This is a genomic window from Citrobacter sp. Cf072, assembly GCF_030334485.1.
Classification (GTDB): Bacteria; Pseudomonadota; Gammaproteobacteria; order Enterobacterales; family Enterobacteriaceae; genus Citrobacter; species Citrobacter freundii.
On sequence record NZ_JAOWDX010000034.1, the window covers coordinates 1 to 25,254 of the forward strand.

Annotated in this window: 27 protein-coding genes and 2 pseudogenes; 8 read left to right on the plus strand and 21 right to left on the minus strand. The window is 53.1% G+C overall.

Features of this window, described 5'->3' with window-relative positions:
- Window positions 1-2 precede the first annotated feature (2 nt).
- The 9 genes from tuf to fkpA form a co-directional block, all read right to left on the minus strand.
- Window positions 3-1,187, minus strand: coding sequence for an elongation factor Tu (gene tuf, locus OGX66_RS02860; protein WP_003031109.1), 1,185 nt, complete (start codon window positions 1,185-1,187; stop codon window positions 3-5).
- 69 nt (window positions 1,188-1,256) lie between these two features.
- Window positions 1,257-3,371: an elongation factor G gene (gene fusA / locus OGX66_RS02865; protein ID WP_003023659.1), complete on the minus strand. Its 2,115-nt coding sequence runs from the start codon at window positions 3,369-3,371 to the stop codon at window positions 1,257-1,259.
- A gap of 96 nt (window positions 3,372-3,467) precedes the next feature.
- Window positions 3,468-3,938 (minus strand): 30S ribosomal protein S7, encoded by a 471-nt coding sequence (gene rpsG, locus OGX66_RS02870; protein ID WP_003023657.1) that lies wholly within the window; start codon window positions 3,936-3,938, stop codon window positions 3,468-3,470.
- A 95-nt stretch (window positions 3,939-4,033) separates the two neighbouring features.
- Window positions 4,034-4,408 (minus strand): 30S ribosomal protein S12, encoded by a 375-nt coding sequence (gene rpsL / locus OGX66_RS02875; protein WP_003023654.1) that lies wholly within the window; start codon window positions 4,406-4,408, stop codon window positions 4,034-4,036.
- Between the two features lie 125 nt (window positions 4,409-4,533).
- Window positions 4,534-4,821, minus strand: coding sequence for a sulfurtransferase complex subunit TusB (gene tusB / locus OGX66_RS02880; RefSeq protein WP_003023651.1), 288 nt, complete (start codon window positions 4,819-4,821; stop codon window positions 4,534-4,536).
- Window positions 4,822-4,828: 7 nt separating this feature from the next.
- Complete coding sequence (gene tusC, locus OGX66_RS02885; protein ID WP_049001488.1) at window positions 4,829-5,188, minus strand: sulfurtransferase complex subunit TusC; 360 nt, start codon at window positions 5,186-5,188, stop codon at window positions 4,829-4,831.
- On the minus strand, window positions 5,188-5,574 hold the full coding sequence (gene tusD / locus OGX66_RS02890; RefSeq protein ID WP_003023646.1) for a sulfurtransferase complex subunit TusD: 387 nt from the start codon (window positions 5,572-5,574) through the stop codon (window positions 5,188-5,190). Before tusD ends, tusC begins: the two co-directional genes overlap by 1 nt.
- Window positions 5,574-6,296, minus strand: coding sequence for a helix-turn-helix transcriptional regulator (locus OGX66_RS02895; RefSeq protein ID WP_003023643.1), 723 nt, complete (start codon window positions 6,294-6,296; stop codon window positions 5,574-5,576). Before OGX66_RS02895 ends, tusD begins: the two co-directional genes overlap by 1 nt.
- Before the next feature lie 167 nt (window positions 6,297-6,463).
- A complete protein-coding gene (gene fkpA, locus OGX66_RS02900) occupies window positions 6,464-7,282 on the minus strand; it encodes an FKBP-type peptidyl-prolyl cis-trans isomerase (protein WP_003023641.1) in 819 nt (272 codons plus the stop codon).
- Between the two features lie 232 nt (window positions 7,283-7,514).
- Here fkpA and OGX66_RS02905 point away from each other — a divergent pair, with 232 nt between their 5' ends.
- Window positions 7,515-7,733 (plus strand): protein SlyX, encoded by a 219-nt coding sequence (locus OGX66_RS02905; RefSeq protein WP_003023639.1) that lies wholly within the window; start codon window positions 7,515-7,517, stop codon window positions 7,731-7,733.
- Window positions 7,734-7,931: 198 nt separating this feature from the next.
- Here OGX66_RS02905 and slyD read toward each other — a convergent pair whose 3' ends face one another.
- From slyD to kefG, 4 genes are all read right to left on the minus strand, one after another.
- Entirely contained in the window at window positions 7,932-8,537 is a 606-nt protein-coding gene (gene slyD, locus OGX66_RS02910; RefSeq protein ID WP_003023634.1) for a peptidylprolyl isomerase, read from the minus strand.
- A gap of 94 nt (window positions 8,538-8,631) precedes the next feature.
- Window positions 8,632-8,832: a YheV family putative zinc ribbon protein gene (locus OGX66_RS02915; protein WP_003023632.1), complete on the minus strand. Its 201-nt coding sequence runs from the start codon at window positions 8,830-8,832 to the stop codon at window positions 8,632-8,634.
- 9 nt (window positions 8,833-8,841) lie between these two features.
- Window positions 8,842-10,647 (minus strand): glutathione-regulated potassium-efflux system protein KefB, encoded by a 1,806-nt coding sequence (gene kefB, locus OGX66_RS02920; protein WP_003023630.1) that lies wholly within the window; start codon window positions 10,645-10,647, stop codon window positions 8,842-8,844.
- Window positions 10,647-11,198: a glutathione-regulated potassium-efflux system ancillary protein KefG gene (gene kefG, locus OGX66_RS02925; protein ID WP_003023629.1), complete on the minus strand. Its 552-nt coding sequence runs from the start codon at window positions 11,196-11,198 to the stop codon at window positions 10,647-10,649. Before kefG ends, kefB begins: the two co-directional genes overlap by 1 nt.
- Before the next feature lie 132 nt (window positions 11,199-11,330).
- Here kefG and OGX66_RS02930 point away from each other — a divergent pair, with 132 nt between their 5' ends.
- The gene (locus OGX66_RS02930; RefSeq protein WP_003847948.1) at window positions 11,331-13,232 is read left to right on the plus strand and encodes an ABC transporter ATP-binding protein; all 1,902 of its coding nucleotides are present in this window, start codon (window positions 11,331-11,333) and stop codon (window positions 13,230-13,232) included.
- Window positions 13,233-13,341: 109 nt separating this feature from the next.
- Here OGX66_RS02930 and OGX66_RS02935 read toward each other — a convergent pair whose 3' ends face one another.
- Both OGX66_RS02935 and prs read right to left on the minus strand, forming a co-directional pair.
- Window positions 13,342-14,832: a nicotinate phosphoribosyltransferase gene (locus OGX66_RS02935; RefSeq protein WP_115489367.1), complete on the minus strand. Its 1,491-nt coding sequence runs from the start codon at window positions 14,830-14,832 to the stop codon at window positions 13,342-13,344.
- Window positions 14,833-14,846: 14 nt separating this feature from the next.
- A complete protein-coding gene (gene prs, locus OGX66_RS02940) occupies window positions 14,847-15,707 on the minus strand; it encodes a ribose-phosphate diphosphokinase (RefSeq protein ID WP_032937275.1) in 861 nt (286 codons plus the stop codon).
- A 191-nt stretch (window positions 15,708-15,898) separates the two neighbouring features.
- On the opposite strand from prs, the gene OGX66_RS02945 reads away from it, so the two are divergent.
- The 4 genes and pseudogenes from OGX66_RS02945 to OGX66_RS02960 all read left to right on the plus strand — a co-directional run bounded on the left by OGX66_RS02945 (window position 15,899) and on the right by OGX66_RS02960 (window position 18,860).
- Window positions 15,899-16,618, plus strand: coding sequence for an NUDIX hydrolase (locus OGX66_RS02945; protein WP_046671298.1), 720 nt, complete (start codon window positions 15,899-15,901; stop codon window positions 16,616-16,618).
- 35 nt (window positions 16,619-16,653) lie between these two features.
- A pseudogene (locus OGX66_RS02950) lies at window positions 16,654-17,722 on the plus strand (hydrolase).
- Window positions 17,719-17,937, plus strand: coding sequence for a YheU family protein (locus tag OGX66_RS02955; RefSeq protein WP_003023615.1), 219 nt, complete (start codon window positions 17,719-17,721; stop codon window positions 17,935-17,937). The pseudogene OGX66_RS02950 and the gene OGX66_RS02955 overlap by 4 nt, the downstream one beginning before the upstream one ends.
- 53 nt (window positions 17,938-17,990) lie before the next feature.
- Complete coding sequence (locus OGX66_RS02960; RefSeq protein WP_044713851.1) at window positions 17,991-18,860, plus strand: phosphoribulokinase; 870 nt, start codon at window positions 17,991-17,993, stop codon at window positions 18,858-18,860.
- 98 nt (window positions 18,861-18,958) lie between these two features.
- Here the strand turns inward: OGX66_RS02960 and OGX66_RS02965 are convergent, their stop codons facing one another.
- Entirely contained in the window at window positions 18,959-19,363 is a 405-nt protein-coding gene (locus tag OGX66_RS02965) for an OsmC family protein (RefSeq protein ID WP_003023611.1), read from the minus strand.
- Window positions 19,364-19,669: 306 nt separating this feature from the next.
- Between OGX66_RS02965 and crp the strand changes: the two genes are divergently transcribed.
- Window positions 19,670-20,302, plus strand: coding sequence for a cAMP-activated global transcriptional regulator CRP (crp, locus tag OGX66_RS02970; protein WP_000242758.1), 633 nt, complete (start codon window positions 19,670-19,672; stop codon window positions 20,300-20,302).
- 51 nt (window positions 20,303-20,353) lie between these two features.
- Complete coding sequence (locus OGX66_RS02975) at window positions 20,354-22,441, plus strand: YccS/YhfK family putative transporter (RefSeq protein WP_016151089.1); 2,088 nt, start codon at window positions 20,354-20,356, stop codon at window positions 22,439-22,441.
- Here the strand turns inward: OGX66_RS02975 and OGX66_RS24575 are convergent.
- From OGX66_RS24575 to ficA, 5 genes and pseudogenes are all read right to left on the minus strand, one after another.
- Window positions 22,434-22,532, minus strand: a pseudogene (locus OGX66_RS24575) (hypothetical protein); the annotation flags it as partial. The gene OGX66_RS02975 and the pseudogene OGX66_RS24575 overlap by 8 nt on opposite strands.
- Window positions 22,533-22,536: 4 nt before the next feature.
- Window positions 22,537-23,754 carry a bifunctional acetylornithine/succinyldiaminopimelate transaminase gene (argD, locus tag OGX66_RS02980; protein ID WP_003847953.1) on the minus strand — a complete coding sequence of 406 codons (1,218 nt, stop codon included), beginning with the start codon at window positions 23,752-23,754 and terminating at the stop codon, window positions 22,537-22,539.
- 85 nt (window positions 23,755-23,839) lie between these two features.
- A complete protein-coding gene (pabA, locus tag OGX66_RS02985; RefSeq protein ID WP_003837945.1) occupies window positions 23,840-24,403 on the minus strand; it encodes an aminodeoxychorismate synthase component 2 in 564 nt (187 codons plus the stop codon).
- Window positions 24,404-24,434: 31 nt separating this feature from the next.
- Window positions 24,435-25,037 carry a putative adenosine monophosphate-protein transferase Fic gene (locus tag OGX66_RS02990; RefSeq protein WP_003023599.1) on the minus strand — a complete coding sequence of 201 codons (603 nt, stop codon included), beginning with the start codon at window positions 25,035-25,037 and terminating at the stop codon, window positions 24,435-24,437.
- Window positions 25,027-25,194, minus strand: coding sequence for a FicA/YhfG family antitoxin (ficA, locus tag OGX66_RS02995; protein WP_003023597.1), 168 nt, complete (start codon window positions 25,192-25,194; stop codon window positions 25,027-25,029). Before ficA ends, OGX66_RS02990 begins: the two co-directional genes overlap by 11 nt.
- Between the last annotated feature and the right edge of the window lie 60 nt (window positions 25,195-25,254).

Genomic DNA, 25,254 nt, shown 5'->3' on the forward strand with positions numbered 1-25,254 from the left:
AATTAGCTCATTACTTTAGCAACAACGCCCGCACCAACAGTACGGCCGCCTTCACGGATTGCGAAACGCAGACCGTCGTCCATCGCGATCGGGTGGATCAGGGTAACAACCATTTTGATGTTGTCGCCCGGCATTACCATCTCTACGCCTTCCGGCAGTTCGATGGTACCAGTCACGTCAGTAGTACGGAAGTAGAACTGCGGACGGTAGCCTTTGAAGAACGGAGTATGACGGCCGCCTTCGTCTTTGGACAGAATGTACACTTCAGATTCGAACTTGGTGTGCGGCTTGATAGAGCCCGGCTTAGCCAGTACCTGACCACGTTCGATTTCTTCACGTTTGATACCACGCAGCAGAACACCAACGTTCTCACCAGCACGGCCTTCGTCCAGCAGTTTGCGGAACATTTCAACGCCAGTACAGGTAGACTTAGCAGTCTCTTTGATACCAACGATTTCAACTTCTTCACCAACCTTGATGATACCGCGCTCTACACGACCGGTAACAACGGTACCACGACCGGAGATGGAGAATACGTCTTCGATAGGCAGCAGGAACGGCTTGTCAATCGCACGCTCTGGTTCTGGGATGTAAGAATCCAGGAAGCCAGCCAGTTCGATGATTTTCGCTTCCCACTCTGCTTCGCCTTCCAGCGCTTTCAGAGCAGAACCACGAACGATCGGAGTGTCGTCGCCCGGGAAATCGTACTGAGACAGAAGTTCACGAACTTCCATTTCTACCAGTTCCAGCAGCTCTTCGTCATCAACCATGTCGCATTTGTTCAGGAACACGATGATGTACGGAACGCCTACCTGACGACCCAGCAGGATGTGCTCACGAGTCTGCGGCATCGGGCCGTCAGTCGCAGCAACAACCAGGATCGCGCCGTCCATCTGCGCAGCACCGGTGATCATGTTTTTAACATAGTCGGCGTGGCCCGGGCAGTCTACGTGTGCGTAGTGGCGAGTCGGGGTGTCATATTCAACGTGAGAAGTGTTGATGGTGATACCACGAGCTTTTTCTTCCGGCGCGTTATCGATCTGGTCGAATGCACGAGCAGCACCGCCGTAGGTTTTAGCCAGTACGGTAGTGATTGCAGCGGTCAGGGTAGTTTTACCGTGGTCAACGTGGCCGATGGTGCCGACGTTAACGTGCGGTTTTGTACGTTCAAATTTTTCTTTAGACACGGCTATATTCCTTACTATAGTGCTCTCCCCTATGGAGAGAGCACGGGACTTAGGTTTTAATCCTGTGGATTATTTACCACGGGCTTCAATAACGGCCTGAGCAACGTTGTTCGGCGCATCGTCGTACTTCAGGAACTCCATGGAGTAAGAAGCACGGCCTTTGGTCAGAGAACGCAGCTGAGTTGCATATCCGAACATTTCAGACAGCGGAACTTCAGCATGGATAACAACGCCAGTGACGTTGGATTCCTGACCACGAAGCATACCACGACGGCGGCTCAAGTCACCGATTACGTCACCGGTGTTCTCTTCCGGAGTCTCTACTTCAACCTTCATGATAGGCTCAAGCAGAACTGGTTTCGCTTTCTTAAAGCCATCTTTGAAGGCGATAGAAGCGGCCAGTTTAAACGCCAGCTCAGAGGAGTCAACGTCATGGTAAGAACCGAAGTGCAGACGCACGCCCAGATCAACAACCGGGTAACCAGCCAGCGGGCCAGATTTCAGCTGTTCCTGGATGCCTTTATCAACGGCCGGGATGTATTCGCCAGGAATTACACCACCTTTGATGTCGTTGATGAACTCGTAGCCTTTCGGGTTTGAACCCGGCTCCAGCGGGTACATGTCGATAACAACATGACCGTACTGACCGCGACCACCAGACTGCTTAGCGTGTTTACCTTCGATATCGGTAACTTTCGCGCGAATCGCTTCACGGTAAGCAACCTGAGGTTTACCGACGTTCGCTTCAACGTTGAATTCACGCTTCATACGGTCAACGATGATGTCGAGGTGCAGCTCACCCATACCAGCGATAATGGTCTGGTTAGATTCTTCGTCAGTCCATACGCGGAATGACGGGTCTTCTTTAGCCAGACGGCCCAGAGCCAGACCCATTTTTTCCTGGTCAGCTTTGGTTTTCGGTTCTACCGCGATGGAAATTACCGGCTCAGGGAATTCCATACGTTCCAGAATGATCGGGTGATCCGGGTCACACAGAGTGTCACCAGTGGTCACGTCTTTCAGACCGATAGCAGCAGCGATATCGCCCGCGCGAACTTCTTTGATCTCTTCACGTTTGTTAGCGTGCATCTGTACGATACGGCCGAAACGTTCACGTGCAGTTTTCACAGAGTTCAGGATGGTGTCACCGGAGTTAACCACACCAGAGTACACGCGGAAGAAGGTCAGGTTACCCACGAACGGGTCGGTAGCGATTTTGAATGCCAGAGCAGCAAACGGCTCGTCATCGCTAGCATGACGCTCAGCAGGAGTATCTTTACCGTCGTCCAGAATACCGTTGATCGCAGGTACGTCTACTGGGGATGGCAGGTAATCAATTACCGCATCCAGCATCGCCTGAACACCTTTGTTCTTGAACGCAGAACCACAGGTTACCAGGATGATTTCGTTGTTCAGAACACGCTGACGCAGAGCTTTTTTGATCTCTTCTTCAGTCAGTTCTTCACCACCCAGGTATTTCTCCATCAGCTCTTCTGAAGCTTCTGCAGCGGACTCGATCAGGTTCTGGTGCCATTCTTCAGCCAGTTCCTGCATGTCAGCCGGGATATCTTCATAAGTGAAGGTTACGCCTGCATCTTCTTCGTTCCAGTTGATGGCTTTCATTTTCACCAGGTCAACAACACCGGTGAACGCTTCTTCAGCGCCAATTGCCAGCTGCAGCGGAACAGGGTTCGCGCCCAGACGGGTTTTGATCTGACCAACAACTTTCAGGAAGTTCGCACCCATACGGTCCATTTTGTTAACGAACGCAATGCGCGGAACTTTATATTTGTTTGCCTGACGCCATACGGTTTCAGACTGAGGCTGAACACCACCAACTGCGCAGTAAACCATTACTGCACCATCAAGCACACGCATGGAACGTTCTACTTCGATAGTGAAGTCAACGTGCCCCGGGGTGTCGATGATGTTTACGCGATGCGGTTCATACTGCTTAGCCATACCAGACCAGAATGCAGTAGTCGCTGCGGAGGTGATAGTAATACCACGTTCCTGCTCCTGCTCCATCCAGTCCATGGTGGCTGCGCCGTCATGAACTTCACCGATTTTATGGTTTACACCGGTGTAGAACAGAATACGTTCGGTAGTAGTGGTTTTACCGGCGTCGATGTGCGCACTGATACCGATGTTACGGTAGCGCGCGATGGGTGTTGTACGAGCCATTTGATTCCTCGTTTATCTTTTAGGCGTTCAATTTAAGTAGCCCAAAGCGGGCTGCTTACTAGAAGCGCCCGCCTGGTGACTAAAACTCCGAAGGGATTACCAACGGTAGTGTGCGAACGCCTTGTTGGCTTCTGCCATACGGTGAACGTCTTCACGTTTCTTAACTGCAGTACCTTTGTTTTCTGCAGCATCAGAAAGTTCGTTCGCCAGGCGCAGAGCCATGGATTTATCACCGCGTTTACGAGCAGCTTCAACGATCCAACGCATTGCCAGAGCATTACGACGGACCGGACGGACTTCAACTGGTACCTGATAAGTAGAACCACCAACGCGGCGAGACTTCACTTCGACAGTCGGGCGCACGTTTTCGAGAGCTACTTCGAAAGCTTCCAGTTCGTTTTTACCAGAACGCTGAGCCAGGGTCTCCAGCGCGCTGTATACGATAGTTTCGGCAGTAGATTTTTTACCATCTACCATCAGGATATTTACAAATTTAGCCAGCAGTTCTGATCCGAACTTCGGATCCGGCAGAATTTTACGCTGACCAATGACGCGACGACGTGGCATGGAAATACTCCGTTGTTAATTCAGGATTGTCCAAAACTCTAAGAGTTTAGTTTGACATTAATATAAAACGTTTGGCCTTACTTAACGGAGAACCATTAAGCCTTAGGACGTTTCACGCCATACTTGGAGCGTGATTGCTTACGGTCTTTAACGCCGGAGCAGTCAAGCGCACCACGAACGGTGTGGTAACGAACACCCGGGAGGTCTTTTACACGACCGCCACGGATCAGGATCACGGAGTGCTCCTGCAGGTTGTGACCTTCACCACCGATGTAGGAAGTCACTTCAAAACCGTTAGTCAGACGAACACGGCAAACTTTACGCAGTGCGGAGTTCGGTTTTTTAGGAGTGGTAGTATATACACGAGTACATACGCCACGTTTCTGCGGGCATGCTTCCAGCGCAGGCACGTTGCTTTTTGCAACTTTGCGTGCACGTGGTTTGCGTACCAGCTGGTTAACTGTTGCCATTAAATAGCTCCTGGTTTTAGCTTTTGCTTCGTAAACACGTAATAAAACGACCTCATACAATATGAGGACGCAGAATTTTAGGTCGGTGTCGAAAAGGTGTCAAGAAATATACAACGATCCCACAATTACCAGGACATCTGGCTGGGATGCTTCACCGTAAGTCTGACGAAGTCAGTATAGCTAACCCTGACGACACTGTCTGAAATTTGACCACTCAACCCGCGAGCCTTAATGTCTTCTTCCAGTACATAGACCTTAATGGAGGCATTTTGCAGACTTTCAAGGAAACGGCTTCCTTCGATTGCTGCCGTCACGCCATCCTGGAGCAATAAAAGTTCATCGTCTTTATCAATCAGACGAAGAAGAGAGGAGAAATCGGTAAGCCACGCGGAGCGATGTAGTGTGTGCAGCATGAGAGTCTCAAAACCTTAAAATGACGTCATAGTTGCCTAACTCACGGCGTAAATCTTCCGGTTCAAGCGCTGTCGCATCGATCACAAAATTACTCCCCTGCTGAAGGCCCCGCTCGCGTAATGAGGCAGCGCAGAACCAACATTGATCGATATCGTACAACCCTAACAGCTTGAAGGTCGCGATATAGTCTCGCGCTAGCACGGCATCCGGTTGCTGTCCCTGAAGGATTTGAAAGACGCCATCACCGATAAAAAACACGCCGAGGTCTTCCGTTAATGCAGAGGTCGCCAGCAATGCATCTAACCCTTCACGGCCAGATGCGCTGCCGTGCGGCACGGTAGAAAAGACAAAAGCAACACGTTTCATCAGAATTGCACCACGCGATCGCAGGTCAGGGATGCCTCAGCCAGCGATCCAAGCCCGCTGAGGTTAAAACCTGATTGTAAATTAGCTCCTGCCAGCCCCAGCCGCTTTGCCTCAGTCTCATCAACCACGCCGCGTCGCAACGCCGCTGCCACGCAAATATTCAGTGTTACACCATGCTGTTGGTTCAGCTGTTGCCAGGCCCGTACCAGATCGTATTCATCACTGGCAGGCGAAGTGAGTAGGTTGGCGTTATACACACCTTCACGATAGAAAAAGACGCTGCTTAGCTCATGCCCTTCTTTGAGTAGCGCATGAGCAAATTGCAACGCGCTGCTCGCCTGCTGCGTGCCGTACGCTGGCCCCGTCACCATGATGGCAAAACGCATTATTTATCTTGCCCCTGGAAATCGCCACTTTTGAACTGACGAATATAGAGGTAGACCGTATGTTTGGAGATGTTCAGCCGATCGGCGACCTGGTTGATGGCATCTTTAATATCGAAGATGCCTTTCTCATACAAATTCAGGACGATCTGGCGGTTCTTCGCGTTGTTGGAAACATTACGATCGGCATTCACTTCTTCGATTGTGAATTCCAGCGTCTGGGTAACCAGATCTTCCACCGAAGAAGCAAAGTTGACGGCAGAGCCCACTTCCGGGGTTTCCGGTGGGATAAAGGTATTCATTATCTGCGAGAAAGGGACATCAAGGTTCATGTTGATGCACAGCAGACCAATCACGCGATGCTCACGGTTGCGAATGGCAATCGTCACCGACTTCATCAAGACACCGCTTTTCGCACGTGTGAAGTAACACTTCGACACGCTGCTATCCGCACCCGTCATATCATGCAGCATACGCAACGCAAGGTCGGTAATCGGTGAGCCAATTTTACGGCCCGTGTGTTCACCGTTAGCAATGCGGATGGCCGAGCATTTCAAATCCTGCAAAGAGTGCAATACGATTTCACAATGGGAACCAATGAGCATCGCCAACCCGTCCACTACCGCTTCGTAGGATTTGAGGATATCGAAGTCGGTTTGATCGAAAGGACGTTGATCCAGCAAATCTAGCTCACTGGTTTCGTTGGTTAAAAGCGACCTGGACATGAAAAAAAGCACTCCTTTTCAGGAGCCTGTCGTTATGTTGTCAGGGCAGGCTCATCACTATTATAGGGGCATCTAAAGTAATACAGCGCACAAGGCGCTTTCCAGTATTAATTATATCCTGTCGATAATAAAAAACCGCCGCCCTGTGGGCGGCGGTTTCTGTTAGCTTATTTTTTGCTGCTGTCTGCAGCTTTATCTGCCGGTGCAGCATCTGGCTGCGCGTCAGCTTTCGGTGCCGGTTTGATGTCTAACAGTTCAACATCAAAGACCAGCGTAGAGTTAGCCGGAATGCCCGGAACGCCCGTTTTGCCGTAAGCCAGATCCGGTGGGATAACCAGCTGGATTTTGCCGCCTTTCTTGATGTTTTTCAGGCCTTCAGTCCAGCCCGGGATCACGCCGTCAAGACGGAAAGAGAGCGGCTCACCACGGGTATAAGAGTTATCAAACTCTTTACCATCGATCAGCGTACCTTTGTAGTTAACAACCACGGTATCGCTGTCTTTCGGTGCAGCGCCGGTACCTTCTTTCTCTACTTTGTAGACCAGGCCAGTAGCCGAGGTTTTAACGCCTTTCTCTTTAGCAAATTTCTCGCGGTAAACTTTACCTTTGGCTTCGTTGTCAGCCGCGTCTTTTTCCATTTTTGCCTGAGCGGAGCTCTTCACGCGCGCTTCAAACGCCTGCAGAGTTTGTTCGATTTCCTGGTCAGACAGTTTGCTCTTGTCTGCAAACGCATCCTGAACACCAGCGATCAGCTGATCTTTATCCAGTTTGATGCCCAGCTTTTCCTGCTCTTTCAGAGAGTTTTCCATATAACGACCCAGGGACGCGCCCAGCGCGTAAGCGGCTTTTTGGTCGTCATTCTTGAATGCTGCTTTGCTGTCAGCAGTAGCGGCTGGTTTCGCAGCATCAGCAGCGAAGGTGATCGGGGCATGCAGAGCAACAGCCATTGTGGTCGCCAGCAGCGTTACTTTAAACAGTGATTTCATCCATATCTCCAGGGCCGGGGCATCTCACCCCAGGGTTAACTAACATAAAAATGTACTATAAAGCGTTGCAGAACAAATCAACATACAGGCACGCCCTATTATCACCACTTTTCAGACTCTTTTTGTTTAAATTAGTTTCGTTACCGAAGATTGAGTGCTGTGCAAACAGGCAAAGTTAAGTAGAATTCGCCGCAGTCCGCGATCTGCCGGAGAAAAAAGAAAGAGGTGAATCATGCAGGATACAACAATGGAAACTCGCCTGGCTGAACTGGAAAGTCGCCTGGCATTTCAGGAGATAACCATTGAAGAGCTCAACGTGACGGTGACCGCGCATGAACTGGAAATGGCCAAACTGCGCGACCATCTGCGTCTGCTGACGGAAAAGCTCAAAGCAACGCAACCGTCCCACATCGCGTCGCAATCTGAAGAGACCCCTCCGCCACATTATTGAGACGTAAAAAAGCGGGGATATCCCCGCTTTTTTTGTGTCCGAAAGCGCTAACGCTTATCGGATCTACTCACATATACCCAAAGGATTTCAAATCACAGCAAGGCGGCAAGCTTGAGGAAGTCCTGGGAGCATAGATAACTATGTGACCAGGATTCGAAAGCGCAGCCAACACCGCTGTGGGTTGAAAGACGAAGGGTATTAGTGGCAACCGCAGCCGCCGCCGTTACCTTTACCGCCACCGCCGCAGCAGCCTTCGCCGCCGTGCTCGTGACCATGGTCGTGGCCGTGTCCACCGCAGCAACCGTCATGACCGTGGTCATGATCGTGGTCGTGACCGTGCGCACCGTGAACGTGGCCGTGAGCCAGTTCTTCTTCGGTCGCTTCGCGGATAGCAACAACTTCTACGTTGAATTTCAGATTCTGGCCAGCCAGCATGTGGTTACCGTCAACCACAACGTGGTCGTCTTCCACTTCGGTAATTTCTACCGGTACTGGACCCTGGTCAGTTTCAGCCAGGAAACGCATGCCAACCTGCAGTTCGTCAACGCCCATAAAGACGTCTTTAGGAACGCGCTGCACCAGGTTTTCGTCGTACTGACCGTATGCGTCGTTTGCGCCAACAGCAACATCGAATTTGTCGCCAACTTCATGACCGTCCAGCGCTGTTTCCAGGCCAGAAATCAGGGAACCGTGACCATGCAGGTAGTCCAGCGGTGCACTCACCGGAGACTCATCAACCAACACACCGTCTTCTGTACGTACCTGATAGGCCAGGCTGACCACCAGGTCCTTTGCTACTTTCATGATATCTCCTGAGCATGGAAAGAATAGTGGCGCAGATTGTAGCGGAATTCTGCACCTGTGTACCCTCTAGCTTAAAAAAAGCTGCGCCATATCGCTAGTCCGGATGAAAAATCCCGATCACTTGCTCTTCTTTGCGAACGTGCTCGCGCGCCTCTTTATCGGCTTCCCGCATCTGATGACCGCACTTAACACACTCAACAATATCGATATTATTTTCACGCCACATCGCCAGCGTATCCTGCGACTGGCAGGACGGACATTTTGCGCCTGCGATAAAACGTTTACGAATTGCCATGATTATCCTCTACTCAAATTCATCCCAGCCATCCAGCTGACGTCGCTCTTGCTGCATCTCTCGTTGGAAAATTTCCTCCAGCTCGCGCCGTGCTTCCCTTGCTCGAGAGATTTGTACCGTATCGGTATGCATGGGGATCAGTTCCCGCAGCATGCGCATATCCAGCCGACGGAAATGCAGCTGAGCACGCTGGGCCTGGTGCGGATGCATCCCCAGTGTAACCAGCGTTTTACGCCCCAACTCCAGCGCACTGGAGAACGTTTCGCGGGAAAACTGCGTCACACCGGCCTGTAATAACTCATGCGCCTCTACACGTCCGCGCGCTCGCGCAAGAATATGCAAATGCGGAAAATACTGTTGGCACAGTTCCACCAGTTTCATTGTGTCTTCAGGCTCATTACAGGTAATAACAATAGACTGTGCCGCCTCTGCCCCTGCGGAGCGCAACAGTTCCACCTGAGTGGCGTCACCGTAGTAGACCTTATAGCCATATTTGCGCATCAGATTCACCGCGCTGATATCTCGCTCCAGGACGGTAATACGCATTTTATTGGCCATCAACAGGCGACCAATAACCTGACCAAAACGCCCAAACCCCACCACAATCACCTGCGGTTTATCATCTTCCACCCAGGGTTTTTCGTCTTCCTCATCCGTGCCGTTAAACTGGCGGGAGAGCCATTTATCAATCAGCTTCATCACCAGCGGCGTGGTCATCATCGACAGCGTGACGGTCACCAGCAGCAACGCCATTTGGTCGCCCTGAAACAGCCGTTGCGAGGATGCCGTTGAAAACAGCACGAAAGCGAATTCACCGCCCTGACTTAAAACCCCGGCAAATTGCATCCGTTCAGAGCTTCTCATGCCGTTAAGACGCGCCAGTACATACAGCACCAGCATTTTAACGACCACCAGCACGATCACGCTCGCTGCCACCCACAGAATATGGGTGTAGAGCACGCCGAGATTGAGCGACATGCCAACGGAGATAAAAAACAGCCCGAGCAACAGTCCCTTGAACGGATCGATTGCCGTTTCCAGCTCATGTCGGTATTCACTTTCCGCCAGCAGCACACCCGCGATAAACGTTCCCAGCGCCATTGACAGCCCCAGCGCATCCATAAATAAAGCAGAACCCAGCACCAATAGCAGCGTGGCAGCGGTGAACACTTCCCGCACGCCAGAATCCGCAATAAAGCGGAAAACCGGACGCAGCAAATAGCGCCCGCCAATCAGCATGCCGGCAAAGGCCAGCACCTTCATTCCCACTTTAATCCAGTCAAAATGTTCGTCAGCAGACCCCGCCAGCAGCGGAACCAGCGCCAGCGCAGGGATCACCGCCAGATCCTGAAACAGCAGCACCGAAAAACCCAACTGCCCGGATTCACTGCGGTTCATGCCTTTCTCACGCATCAACTGCAGCGCCATCGCGGTCGATGACATCGCCAGACCAATGCCCCCAACCACTGCCGCCTGCCAGGAGAACGCAGTGAGCATCAATAATCCGGCCAGCACCACCGCGCTCAGCATCACCTGCGCGGCGCCGACGCCAAAAATTGAACGCCGCAGTTGCCAAAGCTTGGCCGGATTAAGTTCCAACCCAATGATGAACATCAGAAAAACCACGCCCAGCTCGGAAAAGTGCAGGATTTCATCCACATCGCTGATGAACCCTAATCCCCACGGGCCGATGGCAATACCCGCCAGCAAGTAACCCAACACCGGACCGATACCCAACCTGGACGCCAACGGTACCGCCGCCACCGCCGCGAAGAGAAACAACACTCCGGCTGTCAACAAATCTGAACCTTCCATCAGCGGCCTCCCACAGGGATCGGATTCGCCAGCCAGTCACCATACGCTTTCGCATGGCTGTCCAGCTCCTGCTTCGTTTGCCTTCTGGCCCAGTAAACGATAATAGGGCTCATCCAGTGCATGCGGCACATACCGGCCGTCAGCTCGAAAGGGCGCAGCACATCGCTCATTGGATAACGGTTTAGCGCGTCATAGCGGTAGGCACTTTCCGGTTCTCCGGTAGTGATAACGCTACGCCAGTACTTTCCCGCCAGTTGATTCCCTCCGGGACCGCTGGCAAATCCGCGGCTCAGTACGCGGTCAAGCCACTCCTTTAACAGCGCCGGACAGCTATACGTGTAAAGCGGATGCTGAAAAACGATCACATCATGCTCACGCAGCAGCGCCTGTTCATGCGGAATATCGATAAAAAAATCAGGATAGTGCGCGTAAAGGTCGTGCACGGTAACATTGCTGAGCTGCATGGCCGGTTTAAGCAGAACACGGTTCGCGACCGAGTCCTGAGATTCCGGATGGGCATACAGCAGCAAGACTTTCGCTGGCTGGAACATCATCCCCCTCCCGGTTTTGTCTTTTGTCTATTTTCGACGTTTTGGGCTACCATTGCGCCTCGGTGCGGCAAACGGCCCGCACATTACATTATCATAATGATAAATTAACATAGTCTGAACATACGGCGCCTTATGATTGTTTTCTCATCGTTACAAATTCGTCGCGGCGTGCGCGTCTTGCTGGACAATGCCACGGCCACCATTAATCCAGGGCAGAAGGTTGGCCTGGTGGGTAAAAATGGCTGCGGTAAATCTACCCTGCTGGCATTGCTGAAAAATGAACTCAGCGCCGACGCTGGAGGATTTACCTATCCGGGAAACTGGCAGCTCGCGTGGGTGAATCAGGAAACGCCTGCGTTGCCACAGCCCGCGCTGGAGTACGTCATTGACGGCGACCGCGAATATCGTCAACTGGAAGCGCAGTTGAACGACGCCAACGAACGTAACGATGGACATGCCATTGCCACTGTCCATGGCAAGCTGGATGCCATCGATGCCTGGACCGTGCGTTCACGCGCCGCCAGCCTGCTGCATGGCCTCGGTTTCTCCAACGAACAGCTTGAACGGCCGGTCAGCGACTTCTCCGGTGGCTGGCGTATGCGCCTCAACCTGGCCCAGGCGCTGATTTGCCGTTCAGACCTACTACTGCTCGATGAACCTACCAACCACCTCGATCTCGACGCGGTGATCTGGCTGGAAAGATGGCTGAAAAGCTATCAGGGCACGCTGATCTTGATCTCCCACGACCGCGACTTCCTCGATCCGGTGGTGGATAAAATTATTCATATCGAACAGCAAACCATGTTCGAGTACACAGGCAACTACAGCGCGTTTGAAATCCAGCGTGCGACCCGCCTCGCGCAGCAACAGGCCATGTACGAAAGCCAGCAGGAGCGCGTGGCACATCTGCAAAGCTATATCGATCGTTTCCGCGCTAAAGCAACGAAAGCAAAACAGGCGCAGAGTCGTATCAAAATGCTGGAACGCATGGAGCTGATTGCCCCAGCGCACGTGGACAACCCGTTCCACTTCAGCTTCCGTGAACCGGAAAGCCTGCCAAACCCGCTGCTGAAGATGGAAAAGGTCAGCGCTGGCTACGGCGATCGCGTCATTCTCGATTCGATCAAACTGAATCTGGTGCCGGGTTCCCGCATCGGTCTGCTCGGTCGCAACGGCGCGGGTAAATCGACGCTGATTAAGCTGCTGGCCGGCGAACTGGCCCCCATCAGCGGCGAGATTGGCCTGGCGAAAGGCATCAAGCTGGGCTATTTCGCGCAGCACCAGCTGGAGTTTTTACGCGCCGATGAATCACCAATTCAGCATCTGGCACGCATGGCGCCGCAGGAGCTGGAGCAGAAACTACGAGACTACCTGGGTGGATTCGGCTTCCAGGGCGATAAAGTCAGCGAAGAGACTCGCCGCTTCTCCGGTGGTGAAAAGGCGCGTCTGGTGCTGGCATTGATCGTCTGGCAGCGCCCGAACCTGCTGCTGCTCGATGAACCGACCAACCACCTGGACTTAGATATGCGTCAGGCGCTGACCGAAGCGCTGATCGATTTTGAAGGCGCGCTGGTTGTCGTCTCGCACGACCGTCACCTGATCCGCTCCACCACCGACGACCTCTATCTGGTACACGACAAGAAAGTCGAGCCGTTTGATGGCGATCTGGAGGATTATCAGCAGTGGCTGAGCGATGTCCAGAAACAGGAAAATCAGAGCGACGAACCGGCGAAAGAGAGCGTTAACAGCGCCCAGGCTCGTAAAGACCAGAAGCGTCGTGAAGCGGAACTGCGCACTCTGACGCAACCGCTGCGCAAAGAGATCACCCGTCTGGAAAAAGAGATGGAGAAACTGCACGCGCAGTTAGCTCAGGCGGAAGAGAAACTCGGCGACAGCGAACTGTACGACCAAAGCCGCAAAGCCGAACTCACCGCTTGTCTGCAGCAGCAGGCCAGTGCGAAATCCGGGCTGGAAGAGTGTGAAATGGCCTGGCTGGACGCTCAGGAACAACTTGAGCAGATGTTGGGTGAGTAAGGTTTTGCCGGATGGCGACGCTGGCGCGTCTGATCCGGCCTACATAAAGCGTGCGGCCTGCTGCCCGTAGGCCGGATAAGGCAAAGCCGCCATCCGGCAAAAGCCCAGCTTAGCGTTGCATCGCCAGACGCTGGCGGATTTCTTCGAAATGCTCGCAGTTAAACAGCTTGCCGTTGAGAAAACGGGTTTTCAGCTCCCCTTCCTGCTCTTGCTCCCAAGTCTGTTCATCATGCAGACGCAGTTCCCCTTGCTCATCACGTGTGACGCGAAGCAGACCACGGGCTGAACGCTTCAGGCCATTATCGGTTTTCGGCTCTTTGAAAATCGTCCGGCCTTTGCCGTCGACTTCTCCCCACGTCGCTTTCATCGCAAAACCGAAGGTGTCACGCGTGTTGTACTGATAGGTAAAGGAACCGACGCCAAACACGACGTTTGAACTGGCAAATCCTTTCGCTTCCAGACGACGCAGGATCTCATTCGCCCGCTCAAGGGTGATGGAGTCGCCATAAATCAGTCCAACATGCGGGTCGAGCACCTTGTAACCTTTAGCGTTAATCGTGCCGCCAAAAATCTCCCACAGCACTTCCACGGACCCTTTCTCCTGAGCGGTACGATCGCTGCTTGTATCGTTATCTTCGCCAGTACCGCACAGAATCTCTACCGGGTTGCCGCTATCCGGACGGAATACCACACGACCTTCACGCGCCAGAATGATGCTCTTCAGTTCGCGGGTATATTCCGTCAGCACCTGCCAGTAGTCCCAGGTATCAGATACTATCGATACAAATCCTTGCGGGTAGAGATCGGCAATCAGGCGGCGGAAGGTTTCAATTTCATGCTCGCGCTCGCCCATACACATCACGCTGTGTTCAGTAGCTGGAATACTGGCGCCGATAAAATAGGGCTCGCCGTCGGTGTAGTAATCGCGGGCGTACAACAGAGATGGAATACTGTCGGTCCCTTTAAAGCTCAACAAATGCCCACTGCCCGCCTGCATGGTGTCCTGTAATCCGGACATACCGCGAAATGAAAAGTCATGGCACTGGAAGTCAAGATGCGTCAGGTCGCTACAGGTTTTCTGTGCCCAGCGTGCGCAGATTTTACGGTAATGGTGAGCAATCGTGGCGTTTGTCGACGCTTTCCACAATTCCGCCGACAGGACGGTCTCCAGGTAATTCACCAGCCAGAAAAATTCGGGTTTGGTGTTGATAATGGTTAAAACCGGCACAGTCATTGGGACTTTGCTACCTTCATCCAGCGCCTTGATGTGCAGCGGCAGATAGCCCAACTGATGCAATGCACGAATATGGTCCACCGCCACCGCATCTTTGCCGAGATAGCTATCCATGACCTGTTTGTATTCACTCACAACCTCATCTTCCGGGCGGGCAAAGAACGCCTCATTAAACAGGTCGACTAAAAACCACTGCATAAACCCCTGCAGGCCGAAAAATACCAGTTTGCCATCCGCCAACGGCGAGGAGAAAAAGCGATCGCTGCGAGGGGTAAAGTTGGAATATACGCGACGGGTGCCCTGCGGATACTGAACGCGGTGAGACACTTTGTAGCCGTCGATAGCTAAAATTGGATTCATTTTCATAATCAGTCTCTCCCTCAGGCGCGGTAAATCGCGTCAATATCGATAAGTTCAAGCTGCGGATGTTCCAGCGTCGGGGCAGCTAAAGAAGTGGTGGTGTAGATGGCGTCAATACCGTTAGCAAACAGGTGTTCAACGCCCTTAGAAAAGATCCCGTGGGTGACGTACAGGCTAACGCTGCGGGCACCGGCATCACGTAGCACCTGCGCAGAACCTATGAAGGTGCCGCCAGCATCACACAGGTCGTCGACAATCAGCAGATCCCTCCCCCTGACGTCTCCGGCCAATAACGTAAATCCCGTCAGGCTGCCGCTTGCCACATCACGTTTTTTGCTCAGGATGGCGTACTGCTCCACACCGGCCGCTCTGGCTACGGCATCAATCTTCTTCAGCGATCCTGCATCGGGAGCAACCAACATCAGCGCGTTTTGCTGAAACAGCCGCGATAATGACGCGCTTTGCATCAGGCAAACCTCCTGGGGGATCGCCACAAAGTTGTCGATTGCAGCCGCCGCCGCGTCACTGTGCGGGTCGAGCACGTTGACCTTGTCAAATTTCAACGTATTGAGCTGACTGGCGAAGACTTTCAGCGCAAAGCTGTCACCCGATACCATATGTCTGTCCTGACGCGCCCACGGCAGCCAGGGAAGGTCGAGATGGCTGACCAGTACATCGGTCTGATGACGGACCGCCTCAACCAGTTGCGCCAGCAGCATAAAATCGTTCATATCGCGCATAGCCGTGGCACGGATGCGCATCAGGCGAGCAAAGGTTGGCAACGCATCGGTGACTTTTAACCAGACAGCACCATCAGGAAAAACACCGCTGGCAACGGCATAGACCTGGTCGTCCAAAGTTAGTGTCAATTTTATGTTCATCGCGCTCACCTCTTAATTGTGTCCCTTCGACATAATTAATAATGTCTCTAAGACACATATTAAGCAAGCAGAAAATGAATTATTTTTAAGCTGTTAGTTAATCTACTGATAAATAATGAGAAAAAACGAACCTTGCCCCCCGGTGCCGGGCTGGTACACTTATCAGCGTTACAAATCATCGTGAGTACCTTATGACCACCGAAGCCGACTACCTGAATCAGTACGACGCCAGCCGCTTCCCTTCACCTCTGGTGACGGTAGATAGTGCGTTATTTACCCTGCATCAACAGGCGCTGTGCGTATTACTGGTCGAGCGGGCAAAGCACCCGCAAAAAGGACGTTGGGGATTACCCGGCGGCTTTATTGATATCGAAAACGATGATTCAACCCGTACCACCGCGCTGCGCAAACTCACTGAAAAAACGGGTGTTTCGCCTTCGTGGCTGGAACAACTGGATACCTTTTCCGGGCCTGATCGTGACCCGCGCGGCTGGAGCCTGACTGTCACCTGGTTTGCACTAATCGCCTGGGTAGACTGCGCGCCCCATATCGCCAGCGTCAGCAATGCCCGTTGGGTGCCGGTTGATGAGTTGAAAAACTATTCACTCGCGTTTGATCACGAGAAAATCATTACAGCGGCGCTGCATCGCTTGCGGCAAAAAACGATGTACTCGCTCCTTCCAGTGTACTGCTTGCCGGAAACATTTACCCATGGGCAACTACTCGAAGCCACTGAGGTGATCCTCGGTCAGTCGATCCAGCGTAAAAGTCTGATTCGTCGCTTTGAAGCGTCAGGAATGTTTGAAGATACTGGAGAAAGCGTGGCGACAGGGACGCGTAAAGCCCGCCTGTGGCGACGTAAACCTAACGTCGATTTTCATTTTTTCTCGCGTAACCTGCTGACTGACTAGCGACAAAATCACATATTGGCTAACCCGCACGCGCTGTGCGCGGTATAGTTATTCTTTCCGATTATTAATTGCTCCGGTGTTATGGTTGAAATCACGTCCACAGAAATGACCCCACCTACCGACGATTCGCGAGAATTCCGCCCGATGCGCGGTATCAGTAACCGCCATCTGCAGACGATGCTGCCGCGATTAATTCGCCGTAAGGTGAAGTTCGACGCCCACTGGCAGCGTCTGGAATTGCCCGACGGCGATTTCGTCGATCTGGCGTGGAGTGAAGATCCGCAACAGGCGAGACACAAACCGCGCCTGGTGGTTTTTCACGGTCTGGAAGGTAGTCTGAACAGCCCCTACGCACATGGCCTGATTGAAGCAGCACAAAAGCGCGGCTGGCTGGGCGTGGTAATGCATTTTCGCGGTTGCAGTGGTGAGCCCAATCGTTTGAACCGTATTTATCACTCCGGCGAAACAGAAGATGGCACCTGGTTTTTACACTGGCTGGATCGTGAGTTCGGTCGCGCACCGACCGCCGCGGTAGGTTATTCACTCGGTGGAAACATGCTGGCTTGTCTGCTGGCAAAAGAAGGCAACGATATTCCGATAGATGCAGCGGTTATCGTTTCTGCGCCTTTCGTGCTCGAAGCCTGTAGCTACCATATGGACAAGGGCTTTTCCCGTGTCTATCAGCGCTACCTGCTCAATTTATTGAAAGCCAACGCCTCGCGTAAGCTTGAGGCATATCCAGGTTCGCTGCCGGTAAGCCTGGCCCAGTTGAAATCTTTGCGCCGCATTCGCGATTTTGACGATCTGATCACCGCCAAAATCCACGGTTTCGCCGATGCTATCGACTATTACCGCCAGTGCAGCGCCATGCCGTTGCTCAATCGGATCGCCAAACCAACACTGATTATCCATGCTAAAGACGATCCGTTTATGGATCATCACGTGATCCCGAAACCGGAAAATCTGCCTTCACAGGTGGAATATCAGCTGACTGAACATGGCGGCCACGTCGGATTTATTGGTGGCACAGTGCGCCGTCCTGAGATGTGGCTGGAATCAAGAATCCCGGACTGGCTGACAACGTATCTGGAGGCGTCATCATGATTATCCCATGGCAAGATATCTCTCCGGACGCGCTGGACAATCTGATTGAAAGCTTTGTCTTGCGTGAAGGCACCGATTACGGTGAACATGAACGCTCGCTCGAACAAAAAGTCGCCGACGTCAAACGCCAACTACAATCAGGTGAAGCCGTGCTGGTGTGGTCCGAACTGCATGAAACGGTCAACATTATGCCGAGGAAGCAGATTCACGAGTAATCCGTAGCCGCCGGCCGACTTTACTATAATTACAACCATTTCATGGAGTTGTTATGTCTGCCAAACATCCGGTGATTGCGGTAACAGGATCCAGCGGCGCGGGGACCACCACCACCAGCCTCGCGTTTCGTAAAATTTTCGCGCAGTTAAACCTGCGCGCCGCCGAGGTGGAAGGTGACAGTTTTCACCGCTATACCCGTCCGGAAATGGACATGGCGATTCGCAAAGCACGCGATGCCGGGCGGCATATCAGCTATTTCGGCCCCGAAGCTAACGACTTCGGTCTGCTGGAGCAAACCTTCATTGAATACGGCCTGACGGGCAAAGGTCAGTCGCGTAAATACCTGCACACCTACGATGAGGCCGTACCGTGGAATCAGGTTCCGGGGACATTTACGCCCTGGCAGCCGCTGCCTGAACCGACGGATGTCCTGTTCTATGAGGGACTGCACGGCGGCGTTGTCACCCCTCAGCAAAATGTGGCCCAGCATGTCGATCTGCTGGTTGGCGTGGTGCCGATCGTGAACCTGGAGTGGATCCAGAAGCTGACCCGCGATACCAGCGAGCGTGGACACTCGCGTGAAGCGGTGATGGACTCGGTGGTGCGCTCAATGGACGATTACATCAATTACATCACGCCACAGTTTTCCCGTACGCATATCAACTTCCAACGCGTACCAACCGTCGATACCTCTAATCCCTTTGCCGCCAAGAGCATTCCGTCACTCGATGAAAGCTTTGTCGTGATTCATTTTCGTAATCTGGAAGGGATCGACTTCCCGTGGCTACTGGCCATGCTGCAGGGCTCATTCATTTCTCATATCAATACGTTGGTCGTACCGGGCGGAAAAATGGGTCTGGCGATGGAATTGATTATGCTGCCGCTGGTGCAGCGACTGATGGAAGGCAAAAAGATAGAGTGATATGTGGAAAGCGCCCGATGGCGCTTCGCTTATCGGGCCTACGATTCAACATCACCTTGTAGGCCGGATAAGGCAACGCCGCCATCCGGCATCAGCAATTACGCGGCAACCACTTCATAGGAGTGGGTAATGTTCACCGCCTTTTCCAGCATCAGCGCCACGGAGCAATATTTTTCCGCCGAAAGATCGACCGCACGTGCGACGGACGCATCTTTCAGATCGTTACCCGTTACGATGAAGTGCAGGTTGATATGGGTAAACAGGCGCGGCGCTTCATCACGACGCTCGGAGGTCAGCTTCACTTCGCAGTTGGTCACATCCTGACGACCCTTTTGCAGGATCGACACCACATCAATTGCGCTGCAACCACCCGCAGCCATTAAGACCATTTCCATCGGGCTCGGCGCTTTATCACCGGAGTTACCGTCCATCAAAATCTGGTGGCCAGAAGCGGACTCACCGAGGAAGGTCAGCCCTTCAACCCACTTAACACGTGCTTGCATATTTTATTACTCCGATGCATCAATTTTCCTGACAGATTACGCGCACACAACAAATCTCGCAACGGAAGGCGACCTGCGTCATGCTGAAGCGAGACACCAGGAGACACACGGCGAAAGCTATGCTAAAACAGTCGGGATGCTACAGTAATACATTGACGTACTGCATGTATGCAGAGGACATCACATTACAGGCCGTCGCACGTATTGACAGCCCCCTTCCCAGGTAGCGGGAAGCACATTTTTGCAAACCCAGAGACAGGATGTTTTTTGGCTCTGGAGACAGCTTATAACAGAGGATAACCGCGCATGGTGCTTGGCAAACCGCAAACAGACCCGACTCTCGAATGGTTCTTGTCTCATTGCCATATTCATAAGTACCCATCGAAGAGCACGCTGATTCACCAGGGTGAAAAAGCGGAAACGTTGTACTACATCGTTAAAGGCTCAGTGGCAGTGCTGATCAAAGATGAAGAAGGGAAAGAAATGATCCTTTCTTATCTGAATCAGGGCGATTTTATTGGTGAATTAGGCCTCTTCGAAGAAGGTCAGGAACGCAGCGCCTGGGTCCGTGCTAAAACTGCATGTGAAGTCGCTGAAATTTCCTACAAAAAATTTCGTCAATTAATCCAGGTCAATCCAGATATTCTGATGCGTCTGTCCTCTCAGATGGCTCGCCGTCTGCAGGTCACGTCTGAAAAAGTGGGCAACCTTGCCTTCCTCGACGTTACCGGTCGTATCGCGCAGACTCTGCTGAATCTGGCGAAACAGCCTGATGCGATGACCCACCCGGACGGCATGCAGATTAAAATCACCCGTCAGGAAATCGGCCAGATCGTTGGCTGCTCCCGTGAGACCGTCGGTCGTATTCTGAAGATGCTGGAAGATCAGAACCTGATCTCCGCACACGGTAAGACCATCGTCGTCTACGGCACACGTTAACCCCATCGAAGTGGCGCGTTACCCCGTAATGCGCCACTTTTGTTTGCTCCGATGTGGCGAAGACTGATATACCACCCAGAGATCAACTACGCACTACGACAAACGCTGGTGCTATGTTTACCTGTGGCCGTCGGTCTGATCATCGGTCAGCTTCATCTGGGACTCCTCTTTTCCCTCGTCCCTGCCTGCTGCAATATTGCCGGTCTTGATACCCCGCATAAGCGCTTTTTCAAACGCTTAGTGATTGGCGCGTCTTTGTTTGCCGGATGCAGTCTGATCATGCAATTACTGCTGGCACAGACTATACCGCTGCCGCTGATCCTCACCGGCCTGACGCTGATTCTTGGTGTAACCGCAGAATTAGGCCCTCTGCATGCGCGACTACTACCTGCCTCGCTTATTGCGGCAATTTTCACACTCAGTCTGGCAGGTAACATGCCCGTCTGGGAGCCGCTGCTGATCTACGCGCTGGGCACATTGTGGTATGGCCTGTTCAACTGGTTCTGGTTCTGGATGTGGCGCGAGCAGCCGCTGCGTGAGTCGCTCAGCTTGTTGTACCGCGAATTAGCCGATTACTGTGAGGCCAAGTACAGCATGCTGACCCAGCATGCCGACCCAGAAAAAGCGCTGCCTCCCCTGCTGGTGCGCCAGCAAAAAGCGGTGGATTTAATTACCCAGTGCTATCAGCAAATGCATATGCTGTCGGCGCATCGCAACAACGATTATAAGCGCCTGCTACGTGCCTTTCAGGAGGCGCTCGATTTACAGGAACATATTTCCGTTAGCCTCCACCAGCCGGAAGAGGTGCAAAAGCTGGTCGAACGTAGCCACGCCGAACAAGTGATTCGCTGGAATGCGCGCACCGTCGCCGAACGCCTTCGCGTACTGGCCGATGATATTTTGTATCACCGCTTACCGACCCGTTTCTCAATGGAAAAGCAGATTGGCACGCTGGAGAAAATCGCCAACCAGCATCCGGACAATCCGGTGGGTCAATTTTGCTACTGGCACTTCAGCCGTATTGCCCGTGTGCTACGCACCCAGCGACCACTGTATGCCCGTGATTTAATGGCTGACAAGCAGCGTCGGCTGCCGCTGATCCCTGCCCTGAAAAGCTATTTGTCGTTGAAATCCCCGGCGCTGCGTAATGCCGGACGCATCAGCGTCATGTTGAGCATTGCCAGCCTGATGGGCAGCGCCTTACACCTGCCAAAACCCTATTGGATTTTGATGACAATCCTGTTCGTCACGCAAAATGGCTACGGGGCAACCCGGGTACGTATCTTACACCGTTCAGTAGGGACGCTCGTCGGCCTGGTGATCGCCGGCGTCACGCTGCACTTTCATATTCAGGAAGGTTACACGCTGGCAGGCATGCTGCTGATAACCCTGGTGAGTTATCTGACCATCCGCAAAAACTACGGCTGGGCTACCGTCGGCTTTACGGTCACCGCGGTATATACCCTGCAACTGCTGACGCTGAACGGGGAACAGTTTATCGTGCCGCGGTTTATCGATACGATCACTGGCTGCCTGATCGCTTTTGGCGGGATGCTCTGGCTGTGGCCGCAGTGGCAGAGCGGTTTACTGCGTAAAAACGCCCACGATGCGTTAGAAGCCGATCAGGAGGCCATTCGCCTGATTCTTAGCCACGATCCCCAGGCCACACCGCTGGCGTATCAACGCATGCGGGTCAACCAGGCGCATAACACGCTGTTCAACTCGCTGAACCAGGCGATGCAGGAGCCAGGGTTCAACTCGCACTACCTGGCGGACATGAAACTGTGGGTTACGCATAGCCAGTTCATCGTCGAACACATCAACGCAATGACTACGCTGGCAAGGGAACATACGATGCTGACGCCGGATTTGGCGCAGCGGTATCTGGAGTCCTGTGAAATTGCGATCCAGCGCTGTCAGCAGCGGCTAGAATATGACGGTCCCGGAAGCTCCGGCGATGTGAATATTCTCGAAGCGCCAGAGATGCTGTCCCATGGGCCTTTAAGCACCCTTGAGCAGCATCTGCAGCGGGTTTTAGGGCATCTGAACACCATGCATACCATTTCGTCGGTAGCATGGCGTCAGCGACCGCACCATGGGATCTGGCTGAGCCGCCGGTTGCGGGACATGAAAGGTTAAGAGAGTTGCCGGATGGCGGCGTAAACGCCTTATCCGGCCTACAGAGTAAGGTGTGATCCGTAGGCCGGATAAGCGTAGCGCCATCCGGCAATCCGTCAACCCATCACTTTCGCCACGGCCTGCGCGAAGCGCTGCATTCCTTCATCGATATCGGTCTGCTCCACCACCAGCGACGGCGCGAAACGCATCACGTCCGGTCCGGCGTTCAGTACCATCACGCCTTCATTCGCCGCGGCGTACAAGAAATCACGCGCCCGGCCTTTAAACTGCGGCTTCAGTTCGGCGCCAATCAGCAGTCCCATACCGCGAATGTCGCTGAAAATGTCAAACTGCTGGTCAATTTTCTGCAAATGCTGAACAAACGCCTGGCGTTTGGCCTGAATACCTTCCAGCACTTCCGGCGTGTTGATGATATCAAACGCAGCTCCCGCAACCGCGCAGGCCAGCGGGTTACCGCCGTATGTGGAGCCGTGTGAACCCACGTGGAACGCGGAGGCAATCTCCTGGGTGGTCAGCACCGCGCTCACCGGGAAACCGCCACCGAGCGCCTTGGCGCTGGTGAGGATATCCGGCGTCACGCCGTAGTGCATATAGGCAAACAGTGAGCCAGTACGCCCCATCCCGCTCTGTACTTCATCAAATACCAACAGCGCCTGGTGCTGATCACAGAGCTCACGCAAGCCTTGCAGGAATGCCGGCGTTGCCGCAGTAACGCCACCCTCGCCCTGAATAGGCTCGATCACCACCGCGCAGGTGTGATCGTCCATCACCGCTTTGACCGCATGCAGATCGTTAAACGGGACATGGATGATATCTGCCGGCTTTGGTCCAAAGCCGTCGGAATATTTCGGCTGCCCGCCGACGGATACGGTAAACAGCGAGCGGCCGTGAAACGCGTTATGGAAGGCAATGATTTTGGTTTTGAACGGGCTATGACGCACGCAGGCATAGTGGCGCGCCAGCTTAAAGGCGGTTTCGTTAGCTTCGGTACCGGAGTTCATGAACAGTACGCGTTCGGCGAAAGTCGCATCAATGAGTTTACGACCTAAGCGTAACGCCGGTTCGTTGGTGAAAACGTTGCTGGTATGCCACAGGGTTTCACCCTGGGTTTTTAACGCCTCAACCAGCGCAGGATGGCAATGCCCTAACGCGGTAACTGCAATGCCGCCCGCGAAATCAACATACTCTTTACCCTGTTGATCCCATACTCGACTCCCTTTCCCTTTTACCGGGATAAACTCAGCCGGTGCATAAATCGGCAGAATCACTTCATCGAATGTCGCGCGTGTAATTGCAGTTTGTTCAGTTGCCATGTCATTACCACCCTGTTAAGCAGAAATGCTAGTGAAATTATAATCACAAAATATGAATAAAAAATCACTGAATAGCAACCACAAATCACCGGTTGAGGAAATTAGCCAGCAGCTGATGCCCCTGTTCGCTGAGAATGCTCTCCGGGTGAAACTGCACCCCTTCCATATCCCACTCCCGGTGGCGAATACCCATGATCTCCTGTGTTTCACTCCAGGCGGTCACCTCAAAGCAGTCAGGAAGGGTTTCGGGAGCGACCACCAGAGAATGGTAGCGCGTTACCGTTAATGGATTGGCGAGCCCCTGAAAAACGCCCTGCCCGTTATGTGTAATCGGCGACGTTTTACCATGCATCACTTTCGCCGCCCGAACCACGGTCGCGCCAAAGGCCTGCGCCATCGCCTGGTGCCCCAGACAAACGCCCAGCAGTGGGATCTTCCCTGAGAAATAGCGAATAACCTCCAGCGAAATACCGGCGTCATCCGGCGTACAGGGTCCCGGGGAAATGACGATTTTTTGCGGGCTCAGCGCGTCAATTTGCGCCAGCGTCAACTCGTCGTTGCGCCTGACAAGGACATCTGCCCCCAGTTCGCAGAAGTATTGGTACAGGTTCCAGGTGAAAGAATCATAGTTATCAATAAGCAGGATCATGGCGGCTCCGGTACATAAGAACCGCGCTATTCTACTCAGTTTCCGGTGCTTCGCTTACCACTTTACGAAATATCGCCCGCAGTGCAGACAGGTCACCCATCGCCCCGCTCTGATTAGCCTGATTCCACTCCTCAACCGGAATGCCATCCCAGCTCAGCACATACCCTGCATGAATCGCTAACTGTTCGAAGAAAATACGCTGCGCCAGACCGCTACCAATGCGAAACGGATGCAGCACATTGATTTCGCAATAATAGTGCGCAAGACGATCGACAAACTTGTCTTCCGGTAATCCCACCAGCCAGGACTCATCTTCCAGGTCCTGCATCAGTGCATTGCCCTCTTTCTCGATATAGGCGAAATGGCAAAAGCGAGTATCGCCCTGGTAAATATCGACTTCGCGCAGGTGTCCCGCCCAGTCAAAAATATCCCGATACAGCTGGCGATGAATGGCGCACAGGTGCGGTAAGCCCCGTTTAAGCGGCCCCAATTCGATAGTCGCCGCACGCAGCGCCGTCAGTTCATAAGCCGCCTGCGCCAAACGCTGCGCCTGATGAATCCCCAGACGGTTACGCATGACATTCAGGCCCGGATATAAATACGGGTCTCGACCATCACCGAATTTATCGCTCATAGTGCCTCCTCAGCTCTTCAAGACGCGCCAGAGCGTCTTCAGCACTCAGAGTAACCCGTAGAATATCTACGCCTTCCAGCCGTCGACTGGCCTGGAAATTGGCGTTTCGCCGCTGTTCCCACAGCCTGGACTTTTGTTTATCGGTGAGTTTTTTCACGTGACCTCCCTGAATGAGCCGACACTTGCCACAAGTATAAGCAGCAATTTCGGGTTACGC

Excerpts from the sequence above, each read along its gene's own strand:
- fusA (WP_003023659.1), bottom strand. The coding sequence starts at position 3,371 with ATGGCTCGTACAACACCCATCGCGCGCTACCGTAACATCGGTATCAGT.
- rpsG (WP_003023657.1), bottom strand. The coding sequence starts at position 3,938 with ATGCCACGTCGTCGCGTCATTGGTCAGCGTAAAATTCTGCCGGATCCG.
- rpsL (WP_003023654.1), bottom strand. The coding sequence starts at position 4,408 with ATGGCAACAGTTAACCAGCTGGTACGCAAACCACGTGCACGCAAAGTT.
- tusB (WP_003023651.1), bottom strand. The coding sequence starts at position 4,821 with ATGCTGCACACACTACATCGCTCCGCGTGGCTTACCGATTTCTCCTCT.
- tusC (WP_049001488.1), bottom strand. The coding sequence starts at position 5,188 with ATGAAACGTGTTGCTTTTGTCTTTTCTACCGTGCCGCACGGCAGCGCA.
- tusD (WP_003023646.1), bottom strand. The coding sequence starts at position 5,574 with ATGCGTTTTGCCATCATGGTGACGGGGCCAGCGTACGGCACGCAGCAG.
- OGX66_RS02895 (WP_003023643.1), bottom strand. The coding sequence starts at position 6,296 with ATGTCCAGGTCGCTTTTAACCAACGAAACCAGTGAGCTAGATTTGCTG.
- fkpA (WP_003023641.1), bottom strand. The coding sequence starts at position 7,282 with ATGAAATCACTGTTTAAAGTAACGCTGCTGGCGACCACAATGGCTGTT.
- OGX66_RS02905 (WP_003023639.1), top strand. The coding sequence starts at position 7,515 with ATGCAGGATACAACAATGGAAACTCGCCTGGCTGAACTGGAAAGTCGC.
- slyD (WP_003023634.1), bottom strand. The coding sequence starts at position 8,537 with ATGAAAGTAGCAAAGGACCTGGTGGTCAGCCTGGCCTATCAGGTACGT.
- OGX66_RS02915 (WP_003023632.1), bottom strand. The coding sequence starts at position 8,832 with ATGGCAATTCGTAAACGTTTTATCGCAGGCGCAAAATGTCCGTCCTGC.
- kefB (WP_003023630.1), bottom strand. The coding sequence starts at position 10,647 with ATGGAAGGTTCAGATTTGTTGACAGCCGGAGTGTTGTTTCTCTTCGCG.
- kefG (WP_003023629.1), bottom strand. The coding sequence starts at position 11,198 with ATGTTCCAGCCAGCGAAAGTCTTGCTGCTGTATGCCCATCCGGAATCT.
- OGX66_RS02930 (WP_003847948.1), top strand. The coding sequence starts at position 11,331 with ATGATTGTTTTCTCATCGTTACAAATTCGTCGCGGCGTGCGCGTCTTG.
- OGX66_RS02935 (WP_115489367.1), bottom strand. The coding sequence starts at position 14,832 with ATGAAAATGAATCCAATTTTAGCTATCGACGGCTACAAAGTGTCTCAC.
- prs (WP_032937275.1), bottom strand. The coding sequence starts at position 15,707 with ATGAACATAAAATTGACACTAACTTTGGACGACCAGGTCTATGCCGTT.
- OGX66_RS02945 (WP_046671298.1), top strand. The coding sequence starts at position 15,899 with ATGACCACCGAAGCCGACTACCTGAATCAGTACGACGCCAGCCGCTTC.
- OGX66_RS02955 (WP_003023615.1), top strand. The coding sequence starts at position 17,719 with ATGATTATCCCATGGCAAGATATCTCTCCGGACGCGCTGGACAATCTG.
- OGX66_RS02960 (WP_044713851.1), top strand. The coding sequence starts at position 17,991 with ATGTCTGCCAAACATCCGGTGATTGCGGTAACAGGATCCAGCGGCGCG.
- OGX66_RS02965 (WP_003023611.1), bottom strand. The coding sequence starts at position 19,363 with ATGCAAGCACGTGTTAAGTGGGTTGAAGGGCTGACCTTCCTCGGTGAG.
- crp (WP_000242758.1), top strand. The coding sequence starts at position 19,670 with ATGGTGCTTGGCAAACCGCAAACAGACCCGACTCTCGAATGGTTCTTG.
- OGX66_RS02975 (WP_016151089.1), top strand. The coding sequence starts at position 20,354 with ATGTGGCGAAGACTGATATACCACCCAGAGATCAACTACGCACTACGA.
- argD (WP_003847953.1), bottom strand. The coding sequence starts at position 23,754 with ATGGCAACTGAACAAACTGCAATTACACGCGCGACATTCGATGAAGTG.
- pabA (WP_003837945.1), bottom strand. The coding sequence starts at position 24,403 with ATGATCCTGCTTATTGATAACTATGATTCTTTCACCTGGAACCTGTAC.
- OGX66_RS02990 (WP_003023599.1), bottom strand. The coding sequence starts at position 25,037 with ATGAGCGATAAATTCGGTGATGGTCGAGACCCGTATTTATATCCGGGC.